This is a genomic window from Paenibacillus praedii (assembly GCF_049725345.1).
Taxonomy (GTDB): Bacteria; Bacillota; Bacilli; order Paenibacillales; family Paenibacillaceae; genus Pristimantibacillus.
Window position 1 is genome coordinate 71,448 of sequence record NZ_JBMWAM010000019.1, and the last position, 11,588, is coordinate 83,035.

An 11,588-nucleotide genomic window follows, 5' to 3' on the forward strand; every position below is an offset into this window, starting at 1 on the left:
TTGGAGGCCATAAGGTAATGAAGAAATACGAGGTGCTGAGAGCTGTTGTTATCCTCCAAGCCTTGTGTATGGTCGTGCTGACGGTCGTCGTTGTCGTCAAGGTATGGCCGCCGGGTAACGAGAGAGTGGCTAATCAGCCGCCGCCGACTGTTGGCAGCGGAGATGAGATGGGTGAGCCTGGCAAGCCCAGCCAGACGCCGGTTATTGATCCCTTGCAGCCATCGGACGAGCAGAAGACAGCGGCAACGGTTGGCGCAGAGCGCATAACGGTCGCGGAGCTGGAAGAGCAGTTATATAAGCAGTATGGAGAAGCGGTGCTGAGAACGCTGATGGTGCATAAAGCCATTGACTTGGAAGCAGCTGCCGCTGAACTAACAGTATCGTCTGAGGAGCAGAATCGAGAGCTTCAGAAGATGGTGGAAGGCTATGAAAGTGAGACTCGTTATTACGAAGTGATGAGAGAGCAGCTTGGAATGACCGAGGAGCAGGTGCTGGAGGATTTGCGATATAGGCTGCTGCTGGAGAAAATAGCGGTAAGAAGCATCGTGGTGTCGGATGAGGAAGTAGATCGTTATATCGAAGCGAATCCGGACGAATTTGCGCCGCGGCTTCAGCTACGGCTGCAGTGGATATTAACGGAGTCGGAACAGGAAGCTAGCGCTGTGCTGCAGCTGCTAGCGGATGGCGAGGATTTTGCATTACTAGCGAAAAACTTCTCGATTGATGGTTTCACTGCTGACCTGGGCGGGGATCTGGGCTTAATCGATGCTGATGATCCTTTCTATGATCGTGATATGATGGATACGGCAAGCAGACTGCAAATTGCGGAGATGGCTGGTCCTATGCAAGTTGAGGGCGGATATGCCATTATTCGCCTAGTGGAACGGCAAACGACATCCAGCATGACCGGTCGCAGGCTGCATGACGCTGTACGCAAGCAGCTGGCATTGGAACGAGCAGGCTCATTGGCAGATTTAGAGGATAAGCTGCTTGCCAAATACGAGGCTGCCAAAACCGAATAGAACGGTGTAGATATCATTTTCAAGCCAGCAAGAAAGTCACTATTGACAACGGATGCAAGACATTGTTAAGATGGAGATAGTTAAAATACCAACTGAATTAGTCGGAATAAGGAGGCAATTAATTCCATGGCTAGAATTGTACAAAGCGTATTAGATCTTATCGGAGATACTCCACTTGTTCGTTTGAACCGTCTCGTTCCTGAAGGCAGTGCAGAGGTTTACGTAAAGCTTGAATACCAAAACCCGGGTGCAAGCGTGAAAGACCGTATCGCAATCAGCATGATTGAGGTAGCGGAGCAAGAGGGACGTATTAAACCAGGTGATACCATTATTGAGCCTACAAGCGGCAACACAGGTATCGGCTTGGCGCTTGTAGCAGCAGCTAAAGGCTATAAAGCGATTCTGGTTATGCCGGAAACGATGAGCCTTGAGCGCCGCAACCTGCTTCGCGCTTACGGTGCTGAGCTTGTATTGACGCCGGGCTCCGAAGGGATGAATGGAGCGGTTCGCAAAGCGGAAGAGCTTGCAGCGGAAAACCCTTCTTACTTCTTGCCGCAGCAATTCAAGAACCAAGCAAATGTTAAGGTTCACCGTGAAACGACGGGTCCGGAAATCGTTGAGGCGATTAATTCCCTTGACGGCAAATTGGATGCTTTCGTTGCTGGTATTGGTACGGGCGGCACGATTTCCGGCGCTGGCGAAGTGCTTAAGAAAAACTTCGACGGCATCAAAATCTACGCTGTTGAGCCTGCAGCATCGCCGATTTTATCCGGCGGCAAGCCTGGTCCTCACAAAATTCAAGGCATCGGCGCTAACTTCGTTCCTGATATTCTTAACCGTGATGTCTATGACGGCGTTATTACGATCGAGAATGATGATGCGTTCGAATATGCTCGTCGCGCAGCGAAAGAAGAAGGCATCCTGTGCGGAATTTCTTCCGGAGCAGCGATCTACGCAGCTTTGCAAGTAGCGAAGGAGCTTGGCGCTGGCAAGCGTGTTGTTGCCGTTGTACCAAGTAATGGTGAACGTTACCTGTCCACACCGCTGTTTAACTTCGAAAACTAATTTCCAGCTCTTTCAGAAAGCCTTTCATTCCTCGGAGTGGAAGGCTTTCTTTTTGCCGTACTATTCTGTATACTGAGCAAAATAAGTCAAGCAATCGGGGGTTGAAGGTGATGGTCACCGCCTTGGAGCAGTGGATTCGGTGGCACGCCGAACGGAAATATACGACGCTGCCTATTGTGAAGGAGCTGCCCTTTCAATTGGAGAGCCGGGAAGGCGTTGCTTCTTGGGAAGAGGTATGGCAGGATGCTTCACCGTATGCCTTTGTGCTGGAGAGTGGTAAACACGGACGGTTTACGTATTTGGGCTTGCACCCGGAGGGTGTAATTAGAGGTAAAGGCTTAACCGCCGAATCGGTGCAATTCCAATCGCTAGAGGAACAGACACGCCGCCAATGGGAAGGAAAGCCGTTGGAGGTTGTGCGGGAATGGATGAGCGGTCATCTTGGTCCTAGGCTGGAGAATGGGCCGAAATGGGTTGGAGGCTGTGTAGGCTTCTGGAGTTATGACGTCATACGGTCGATCGAGCGTTTGCCGGAGCTTGCAAGCGATGATAGGGAAATGCCAGATTATCTGTTTCTGAGGATGAACGAGCTTTGGATCGTCGATCATGAGCAGTTGAAGGTATTCTGCGTTGTTCATATGCCGGTTGAACCGAATGCGGATCGGGCGCAGTTGAATGCGGCTTACGAGCGAGCGTTGTCGAGAGCCGAGGGGATGACGGACTACTGGCTTACCTGGTTTGCAACGTCTGAAACGCATGAGCAGGCAGCTGGGCTGCGTGCTGAGCGCCTGCGTATGACAGAGGGGGATCTACAGGACATGGATGTAGAGTCTCTTCCAGGCATCCGTTCACCGTTCACGAAGGAAGCCTATATGGATGCGGTGCGCCGTATTCAGCATTATATCGGGCAAGGCGACGTTTTTCAGGTGAATCTGTCGGTTCGTCAAAGCCGAACGATCCATACATCGCCTGAGGAGCTTTATGAGTGGCTGAGGCTGTTCAATCCTTCGCCTTACATGGGTTTTCTGCGCTGCCCTGATTTTCAGCTTGTATCAGCTTCGCCAGAGCTTCTTGTTGAGCTGGGTGAGAGTAAGCTTGCCACGAGACCGATAGCGGGTACGCGGAGGCGGGGACGCACAGAAGAGGAAGATCTGCGATTGGCCGAGGAGCTGCGGGCGAATGAGAAGGAACGGGCGGAGCATATTATGCTCGTCGACTTGGAGCGTAATGACCTTGGGCGGATTTCAGCCTATGGTACGGTCAAGGTAGAGGAGCTCATGGTCATTGAGCGGTATTCCCATGTTATGCATCTCGTCTCCCAGGTAGAGGGACGTATTGCGAACGGGAAGGATGCCTATGATGTTATCGCTGCAACTTTTCCGGGAGGTACGATTACCGGCGCACCAAAAATCCGCACGATGGAAATTATCGAAGAGCTTGAACCTGTTCGGAGAGGACCTTACACAGGCTCATTGGGATGGATTGACTACAATGGCGATATGGAATTTAATATTATTATTAGAACGATGGCCATTCAGGACGGCGTTGTCCATATTCAAGCAGGAGCGGGCATCGTCATCGATTCCGAACCGGAGCGGGAATATAAGGAATCATTGAATAAAGCGAAGGCGCTGTGGAAGGCCATTCAATATAGTGAACGATTCGCCGCGGAGAAGCGGGCGGCGCAAGATGACAAAGGGGGAGCCTTACGATGATACTCGTGATCGATAATTATGATTCTTTTACGTACAATTTGGTGCAGTATTTAGGAGAGCTTGGCGAAGAGATTGTCGTGAAACGGAATGACGAGATTGACTTGGCAGGCATTGAAGCGCTGGCTCCGGATCATATTCTTATTTCGCCAGGCCCTTGCTCGCCGAACGAAGCGGGCATTAGTCTGTCTTTAATTGAACATTTCAAAGGGAAAATTCCAATCTTCGGCGTATGTCTCGGTCATCAATCGATCGGACAAGCCTTCGGCGGCGAGGTTGTGCGCGCAGAGAAGCTGATGCATGGGAAGACTTCGGAGATTCACCATACCGGCAAATCTATTTTTGAAGGCATGCCGTCGCCATTTATCGCTACTCGCTACCATTCGCTTATTGTACGCCGCGAGACATTGCCGGATTGTCTGGAAATTACGGCGGAAACCGACGAAGGCGAAATTATGGGCTTGCGTCATAAGGAGTATGCCATAGAAGGGGTGCAGTTTCACCCCGAATCGATTATAACGGAGCACGGCTTGACGATGCTGCGTAACTTCTTGCAAAATCGGACGGGCGCAGCGCGATGAAAATCGGGCTGAACGGCTCCGTAATGGATGCAAGCGAAGCCGTGATCTCAGTATATGATCACGGCTTTTTGTACGGCATCGGCTTGTTCGAAACCTTTCGCACCTATAACGGAAAACCTTACTTATTGGAACGGCATATGAAGCGGCTGGCGTCAGGGTGTGAGCAGCTTGGGATTAAGTATCGTGCAAATCTTGCTGAAATTACTCTTTTGGTAAATAAGCTTTTAGCAGTTAATGGGCTCGAGGATGGTTATGTAAGGTTAACCGTGAGCGCTGGCGAAGCGGAGCTTGGTTTGCCCTCGGGTGATTATGAGCGGCCCAATGTGCTTGTACTCGTAAAGGCACTGCCGCCAATCAGTGACGAGGCCCGTATGAGCGGCCGTGAGCTGCGGCTGCTTGAGATACGTCGGAACACGCCGGAAGGCGATATTCGCTTCAAGTCGCTCCATTATATGAATAATATTATGGCGAAGCGAGAGCTGATGGCTAGCGGCGCTTCATCAGGCGCGGAGGGTCTTATGCTCAGCGCGGAGGGCTGGCTGACGGAGGGAATTGTAAGCAATCTGTTTTTTGTGCGAAATGGGGTTGTTCACACTCCTTCAATTCATACAGGCATATTGCCCGGTATTACCCGTGAGCGTGTGCTGGAGCTTTCTTCCGCGAGCGGCTATCGGACCGAGGAGGGGCTGTATCGCTGGGAGCAATTGCTTGAGGCGGAAGAGATCTGGCTCACAAATTCGATCCAGGAGCTTGTTCCCGTTACCGTCTTGTCGGATACGAATGGGCAGCGTTTTGAGGTAGGATGCTCTGCTGCGGGTGCTGTAACGAGAAAATTGCTATCGTTATATCGAGAGGCGACGATGCTGGATCAATGAAGTGGAAAAGCGCTAATCTGAACTAGGCAGGTATTGCCATACATGAAGCTGAAATCGAAGGGAGTAATTGTGTCTTGAAGCAGCCAGCTTTCTTGAAACGAAGCTATGACCTAGGAAACGGTGTCGGTCTAGAGCTTGGCCAGCGCACATTAATTATGGGGATTCTGAATGCGACACCGGATTCATTCTCTGACGGCGGACGATATACACATGTGGACGCAGCGGTAGCGCATGCCAAGTCTATGGTGGAGGAGGGTGCCGACATCCTTGATATCGGCGGTGAATCCACACGCCCCGGCTTCGAGCCTGTCGAGCTCGAAGAGGAGCTTCGCCGGGTGCTTCCTGTCATTCGGGCGGTGCGCGAGGCGCTTCCGCATGTGCCGCTCTCCATCGACACATACAAAGCGGCTGCAGCGCGCCAAGCGCTGGAGGCCGGCGCGCACATCATTAATGATATATGGGGGCTGAAGGGTGACCCCAACATGGCTGCTGTCGCGGCGGAGTATGGTTGTCCCGTTATCGTCAGCCACAATCGTCATGCCCGGGACTATAATGACCTCGTCCCGGATGTGCTCGCCGACCTGGAAGGAAGTGTCGGCATCGGCCGGGCAGCTGGCGTCGCCGGCGATCGGATCTGGCTGGATCCCGGCATCGGCTTCGCCAAAACCTACGAGGACAACCTTGAGTTGCTCGGTCGTCTATCAGAGGTGACAGCGCTCGGCTATCCGGTGCTGCTAGGCACCTCGCGCAAGCGGTTCATCCGGCAGACGCTGAATCTCCCGGTGGAGGAGCTCGTAGAGGGGACGGCTGCGACCGTCGCTCTCGGCATCGCGCACGGCAGCCAAATCGTGCGCGTTCATGATGTGCGCGCCATTAAGCGCACGGCGCTCATGGCGGACGCCATATTATATCGCAGCTAGCGCCGCAGCGCTGAGGCAGCAGCTTTCTTTTATAAAGCTATCGCATAAGGAGGATGACCAATTTGGACAATATGATCATTAAGGGCATGCGCTTCTACGGCTATCATGGCGTTTTTCCCGAAGAAAACAAGCTTGGCCAGCAGTTTTATATCGATTTGGAGCTGCACATGGACTTGGAGCAGGCAGCGCAAACGGACGATCTGAACTACACGATTAATTATGCGGAAATCCATGCTTTTGCCAAAGCGATCGTAGAGGGACCGCCATTTAAGCTCATCGAGGCTTTAGCAGGCCATATTGCATCACGAGTACTGGAAGCTTATACTATGATAAATGAAGTGACGGTTCGAGTAACGAAGCCGCATCCGCCGTTCGATATCCATTTTGACGGAGTAACGGTAGAGCTGCGCAGAAAGCGGGACGCTGATGGACGAACAATTCCTGCGTGATGGCGCATGGGCCGAAGCTTACATTGCACTGGGTTCCAATTTAGGTGAACGTGAGCAATTGCTGCACGAAGCCATTACACTTATTGATTCAGACCCTGATATAGAAGGATGCAGCGTATCGGGTATTTATGAGACCGATCCTGTCGGATATACAGACCAACCGCCTTTTCTCAACATGGCCATGGCCATTCGGACGAAGCTCTCTCCGATAGACCTTCTTCACCGACTACTCGTATTTGAGCAGCAATTAGGGCGAATCCGACAAATACGTTGGGGACCGAGAACCATTGACCTTGATCTCCTCCTATATGATAATGTCAAAATGGATGAAGAGGAGCTTACACTCCCGCATCCGCGTATGATGGAGCGCTCGTTTGTGCTTGTGCCGCTGCATGATGTTATGGGGCAAACGCACCCGCTGCAGCAGCAGGTGAAGGCAGCTTCCGAGGCAGCGCTTCAGGATGGAAAGGAAGGCATCACGTTATGGAAAACAATCAATTGGCGCAGCGCGTCAGAGCTTTTCGAAAGCTGAAGGGTTACACTCAGCAGGAGCTGGCCAAGGAGCTTGGCGTTTCGGTAGCGGTACTCGGCTCACTGGAGCGCGGGACAAGGAAGACGGATATTAAGCTATTGGGACATATTGCCAAAACATTAGGCATCGGCTATGAGGAACTTGTATCGGATGATCGTAAATAGCAATTGAAAAATATATGCAGAAAAGGAGCGAGGAGCGACATGCTGAAAATCGGAGACATCGTGATGAAGAACAGAGTGGTGCTAGCGCCGATGGCAGGCGTGTGCAATCCTGCTTTTCGACTCATTGCCAAAGAGTTTGGAACAGGTCTTGTATGCGCGGAGATGGTGAGCGACAAGGCGATTTTGCATGGAAACAAGAGGACGTTGGAGATGCTGTTCGTCGACGAGCGGGAGAAGCCGCTCAGCCTGCAAATTTTTGGCGGTGACCGAGAGTCGCTTGTTGAAGCGGCGAAGGTCGTCGATCAACAGACCAATGCGGATATTATTGACATCAATATGGGCTGCCCTGTGCCGAAGGTCACGAAATGTGATGCCGGCGCCCGGTGGCTGCTTGACCCGAACAAAATATATGAAATGGTATCAGCTGTCGTCGATGCCGTCCAGAAGCCGGTTACAGTGAAGATGCGTATTGGCTGGGACGATGAGCATATCTATGCCGTTGAGAATGCGCAAGCGGTGGAGCGGGCAGGCGGCAGCGCGGTTAGTGTGCATGGCCGTACGCGCGAGCAACTGTATACCGGCAAGGCGAATTGGGACATTATAAGAGATGTCAAACAAGCGGTATCCATTCCCGTTATTGGTAATGGGGACGTATTCTCACCAGAGGATGCAAAACGTCTGCTTGAGCACACGGGCGCCGACGGCGTCATGATCGGCCGTGGAGCGCTCGGCAACCCATGGATGCTGTATCGGACCATTCAATACCTAACGAACGGAGAGCTGCTGGACGATCCATCTCCGCGTGAGAAGATGAAGGTTGCCATTTTGCATTTGGATCGTTTAATCGCGCTTAAGAACGAGGCGGTTGCTGTGCGTGAGATGCGCAAGCACTTGGCTTGGTACCTCAAAGGATTGCCAGGAGGCGCGCGTGTGAAGGACGTCATAATGGAAGAGAGCGATCGCGACAGGGTGGTTGCTATTTTGGATAACTATGTCCGCTCGCTCGAAGAGGATCAGGATTTCCAGGTCAATGCCGCGGCGGTTAGCGGAGGCACTGCTGCTGCCGAAGAGGTTGCATACTAATCTAATCAGGGCCTCTAGCTGGCCCATTCATATTCTGACATCAATCGCCAAAAGCCGCTGAAATGCGGCTTCTGCTATGCTATGGCTCAGTGAAACGGTTTCAATGGTTCGGCTGGCTTTGATTGACATTCGGGGTAACTTTGCAATATAATCTTGCAATATAATCAAACCGCACATCGCGACCACGCTTCCAGTAACGGCAGGTATGAAGGCGACGAAGCGTAATATATTAGGTAACAGTGAATTCATACGAGGTATGAAAATTAGTCACACGACAGGAGAATCGGAAAGATGAACGATAAGCAAATCATTCTGACTCAAGAAGGGCTGCGCAAGCTCGAAGATGAATTAGAGAACCTGAAGTCGGTCAAGCGTCGTGAAGTGGCGGAGCGTATAAAGATAGCGATTGGCTACGGCGATATTAGCGAAAACTCGGAGTATGAGGATGCGAAGAATGAGCAAGCGTTCATTGAAGGCCGTATTCTTACCCTTGAGAAAATGCTGCGTAACGCACGCATTATAAATAATGATGATATTGATATTGATACCGTGAGCATCGGATCAATCGTAACGGTGGAGGACTTGGAGTTTGGCGATACGATGGAGTATTCCATTGTCGGTACGGCCGAATCGGATCCATTGCAAAATAAAATTTCAAACGAGAGCCCTGTAGGCAAAGCGATTTTGGGCAAGAAAAAGGGAACAGTCGTTGAAGTCAGCGTACCAGTCGGAGTCATTCAATACAAAATTTTAGATATTAAAAAATAAGGTTTGCAAAATGCGGATCGGAAAGCTTCCCTATCGGAAGCTTTTTGAACGTTTGTCGAACGTGTCAAGGAGATGAAAGAAGTGGAACAAGGAAACAATGGTCAAGAGACCAATGAGCAGGAGCTTAGTGAGCTTCTGCAAATTCGCAGAGACAAGCTGGACGAGCTTCGGGCGTTAGGGGTCGACCCATTCGGGCGAAAATTCAATCGTACTCATAATGCTAAAGATATTTTACAAGCCCACGAAGCGGCAACCAAGGAAGAGCTGGAAGCGCAAGCGGTTAAGGTAAGCATTGCTGGCCGTATTATGCAGAAGCGGGGCATGGGCAAAGCAGGATTTGCACACATTCAGGATTTAAGCGGTAAAATTCAGATTTACGTGCGCAAGGATACAGTTGAGGAGAAGAAGTTCGCAGCGTTCGACATGCTCGATATCGGCGATATTGTTGGTGTGCATGGCGTTGTGTTCAAAACCAACACAGGCGAGGTATCCGTCAAAGCGCTTGATGTCGAGGTGCTGACGAAATCGCTGCTTCCTTTGCCGGACAAATATCACGGTCTGAAGGATGTAGAGCTTCGTTACCGTCAGCGTTATGTTGACCTTATCGTCAATCCTGACGTGCAGCAAACCTTCATTACCCGTTCGAAAATCATTCAATCCATGCGCCGCTACTTGGATTCCGCTGGTTACCTGGAGGTTGAAACGCCTACGCTTCATACGGTTGCGGGCGGTGCTGCGGCTCGTCCGTTCATTACACATCATAATGCGCTCGATATGCAGCTTTACATGCGTATCGCGATCGAGCTTCATTTGAAGCGGCTTATTGTTGGCGGACTAGAGAAAGTGTACGAGATTGGACGTGTCTATCGGAATGAAGGCATGTCGACCCGTCACAATCCGGAATTTACGATGATCGAGCTTTATGAGGCTTATGCCGATTATAAAGATATTATGGCGCTCACCGAAAACCTCATCGCGCATATCGCGCAAGAGGTGCTTGGCACTACAAAGATCATGTATCAAGGCCAAGAGGTCAATCTGACCCCGCAATGGCGCCGTGTAACCATGGTTGAGCTTGTCAAGGAGACGACTGGTGTTGATTTCAGTGTTGAGATGAGCGATGAGGAAGCACATCGTTTGGCGAAGGAGCATAAGGTAGCAGTCGATCCGCATATGACCTTCGGTCATATCGTCAACGCGTTCTTCGAGCAGTTCGGGGAGCACACCTTAATTCAGCCGACGTTTGTAACCGGTCATCCGGTCGCGATCTCCCCGCTTGCGAAGAAGAGTGAAGCAGATCCTCGCTTTACCGATCGTTTCGAGCTGTTCATCGTAGCTCGCGAGCACGCGAATGCTTTTACCGAGCTGAACGATCCGATCGATCAGCGCGAGCGCTTCGAGTCACAGCTGGTTGAGCGCGAGCATGGAAATGACGAAGCGCACGAGATGGATGATGATTTCATTCGCGCACTGGAGTACGGTATGCCGCCGACAGGCGGACTTGGCATCGGTATTGACCGTTTGGTCATGCTGCTTACAGATGCGCCGTCTATCCGTGACGTCCTCCTGTTCCCGCATATGAGAGATCAACGTACGGGTGAATAAGAGCTGAAACATAGGACCGCTGAGCCATAGCTGCTCGGCGGTTTTTTTGATGGGATTATTTCTAAGTAAGAAACTTTAACAGGAAATCCGATAAAATCCCAAAGATTGATTTATTATTTTTTAATATATTGAATGGCTAGTTTGCTATGGAAAAATGGTACTAATAATGAAGGGAAGCACAACAATAGCAAATCTATCGAAAGGTAAGACAAAGAAAAATATACGCACAACTTATCTGCTCAGAGAAAGAACGAGTTTTTCCTGCGGCCGCAAGAAGAGGAATGTAAGTTTGATCTCAGAAAGATACATCGAAAATATACGACTGCAAAAAAGTATTAGAAAGAATATAGATAACGGGCTTATGTGTTTACGCGGAGCTCGGTTTTTGATTATTTATAATACCTTTTATTTTTTTGAAAAAAGTGCTTGCAATCATATGGGCAGCGTGATATATTATTCAAGTCGCCAGTGAGACATACGGCTGACACGAAAGAAAAGATTGCTCTTTGAAAACTGAACAACGAGTAAAACTGCCTCATGAATCTTAACGGATTGATGAAAAAGCGATAAAAAGTAATGAGCAGACGAGAAGCTTCAATCTGACCTTTGGTTAGAGAGAGGTTTCGCGGACAAACACCAATTTGGAGAGTTTGATCCTGGCTCAGGACGAACGCTGGCGGCGTGCCTAATACATGCAAGTCGAGCGGAGTTTCAGAGGTGCTTGCACCTCTGAAGCTTAGCGGCGGACGGGTGAGTAACACGTAGGTAACCTGCCTGTAAGACTGGGATAACATTCGGAAACGAATGCTAAT

At 50.5% G+C, this 11,588-nt stretch carries 12 protein-coding genes and 1 rRNA gene; all 13 read left to right on the plus strand.

Annotated features, from left to right (window positions below; genetic code table 11):
* The first annotated feature begins 17 nt into the window (after nt 1-17).
* Nucleotides 18-1,022, plus strand: coding sequence for a peptidylprolyl isomerase (locus ACO9K6_RS16545; protein ID WP_424768651.1), 1,005 nt, complete (start codon nt 18-20; stop codon nt 1,020-1,022).
* Nucleotides 1,023-1,148: 126 nt separating this feature from the next.
* Entirely contained in the window at nt 1,149-2,087 is a 939-nt protein-coding gene (gene cysK, locus ACO9K6_RS16550; protein ID WP_424768652.1) for a cysteine synthase A, read from the plus strand.
* Nucleotides 2,088-2,197: 110 nt separating this feature from the next.
* A complete protein-coding gene (locus ACO9K6_RS16555) occupies nt 2,198-3,802 on the plus strand; it encodes an anthranilate synthase component I family protein (RefSeq protein ID WP_424768653.1) in 1,605 nt (534 codons plus the stop codon).
* The gene (pabA, locus tag ACO9K6_RS16560; RefSeq protein WP_424768654.1) at nt 3,799-4,380 is read left to right on the plus strand and encodes an aminodeoxychorismate/anthranilate synthase component II; all 582 of its coding nucleotides are present in this window, start codon (nt 3,799-3,801) and stop codon (nt 4,378-4,380) included. The genes ACO9K6_RS16555 and pabA overlap by 4 nt, the downstream gene beginning before the upstream one ends.
* Nucleotides 4,377-5,255: an aminodeoxychorismate lyase gene (gene pabC, locus ACO9K6_RS16565; protein ID WP_424768655.1), complete on the plus strand. Its 879-nt coding sequence runs from the start codon at nt 4,377-4,379 to the stop codon at nt 5,253-5,255. The genes pabA and pabC overlap by 4 nt, the downstream gene beginning before the upstream one ends.
* Nucleotides 5,256-5,329: 74 nt before the next feature.
* Nucleotides 5,330-6,175 carry a dihydropteroate synthase gene (folP, locus tag ACO9K6_RS16570; RefSeq protein ID WP_424768656.1) on the plus strand — a complete coding sequence of 282 codons (846 nt, stop codon included), beginning with the start codon at nt 5,330-5,332 and terminating at the stop codon, nt 6,173-6,175.
* A gap of 62 nt (nt 6,176-6,237) precedes the next feature.
* A complete protein-coding gene (gene folB, locus ACO9K6_RS16575) occupies nt 6,238-6,624 on the plus strand; it encodes a dihydroneopterin aldolase (RefSeq protein ID WP_424768657.1) in 387 nt (128 codons plus the stop codon).
* Complete coding sequence (folK, locus tag ACO9K6_RS16580; protein WP_424768658.1) at nt 6,602-7,156, plus strand: 2-amino-4-hydroxy-6-hydroxymethyldihydropteridine diphosphokinase; 555 nt, start codon at nt 6,602-6,604, stop codon at nt 7,154-7,156. The genes folB and folK overlap by 23 nt, the downstream gene beginning before the upstream one ends.
* Nucleotides 7,108-7,320 carry a helix-turn-helix domain-containing protein gene (locus ACO9K6_RS16585; protein ID WP_424768659.1) on the plus strand — a complete coding sequence of 71 codons (213 nt, stop codon included), beginning with the start codon at nt 7,108-7,110 and terminating at the stop codon, nt 7,318-7,320. Before folK ends, ACO9K6_RS16585 begins: the two co-directional genes overlap by 49 nt.
* Nucleotides 7,321-7,359: 39 nt before the next feature.
* A complete protein-coding gene (gene dusB / locus ACO9K6_RS16590; RefSeq protein WP_424768660.1) occupies nt 7,360-8,403 on the plus strand; it encodes a tRNA dihydrouridine synthase DusB in 1,044 nt (347 codons plus the stop codon).
* A gap of 291 nt (nt 8,404-8,694) precedes the next feature.
* Nucleotides 8,695-9,171 (plus strand): transcription elongation factor GreA, encoded by a 477-nt coding sequence (greA, locus tag ACO9K6_RS16595; RefSeq protein WP_424768661.1) that lies wholly within the window; start codon nt 8,695-8,697, stop codon nt 9,169-9,171.
* Nucleotides 9,172-9,243: 72 nt separating this feature from the next.
* Nucleotides 9,244-10,776, plus strand: coding sequence for a lysine--tRNA ligase (lysS, locus tag ACO9K6_RS16600; protein ID WP_424768662.1), 1,533 nt, complete (start codon nt 9,244-9,246; stop codon nt 10,774-10,776).
* Between the two features lie 638 nt (nt 10,777-11,414).
* Nucleotides 11,415-11,588: ribosomal RNA gene (locus tag ACO9K6_RS16605) — 16S ribosomal RNA — on the plus strand; the annotation flags it as partial.

What these genes read in the sequence shown, in the direction of transcription:
- folK (WP_424768658.1), top strand. Translation starts at nt 6,602, where the DNA reads ATGGACGAACAATTCCTGCGTGATGGCGCATGGGCCGAAGCTTACATT.
- greA (WP_424768661.1), top strand. Translation starts at nt 8,695, where the DNA reads ATGAACGATAAGCAAATCATTCTGACTCAAGAAGGGCTGCGCAAGCTC.
- ACO9K6_RS16555 (WP_424768653.1), top strand. Translation starts at nt 2,198, where the DNA reads ATGGTCACCGCCTTGGAGCAGTGGATTCGGTGGCACGCCGAACGGAAA.
- cysK (WP_424768652.1), top strand. Translation starts at nt 1,149, where the DNA reads ATGGCTAGAATTGTACAAAGCGTATTAGATCTTATCGGAGATACTCCA.
- lysS (WP_424768662.1), top strand. Translation starts at nt 9,244, where the DNA reads ATGAAAGAAGTGGAACAAGGAAACAATGGTCAAGAGACCAATGAGCAG.
- pabA (WP_424768654.1), top strand. Translation starts at nt 3,799, where the DNA reads ATGATACTCGTGATCGATAATTATGATTCTTTTACGTACAATTTGGTG.
- ACO9K6_RS16545 (WP_424768651.1), top strand. Translation starts at nt 18, where the DNA reads ATGAAGAAATACGAGGTGCTGAGAGCTGTTGTTATCCTCCAAGCCTTG.
- ACO9K6_RS16585 (WP_424768659.1), top strand. Translation starts at nt 7,108, where the DNA reads ATGGAAAACAATCAATTGGCGCAGCGCGTCAGAGCTTTTCGAAAGCTG.
- pabC (WP_424768655.1), top strand. Translation starts at nt 4,377, where the DNA reads ATGAAAATCGGGCTGAACGGCTCCGTAATGGATGCAAGCGAAGCCGTG.
- dusB (WP_424768660.1), top strand. Translation starts at nt 7,360, where the DNA reads ATGCTGAAAATCGGAGACATCGTGATGAAGAACAGAGTGGTGCTAGCG.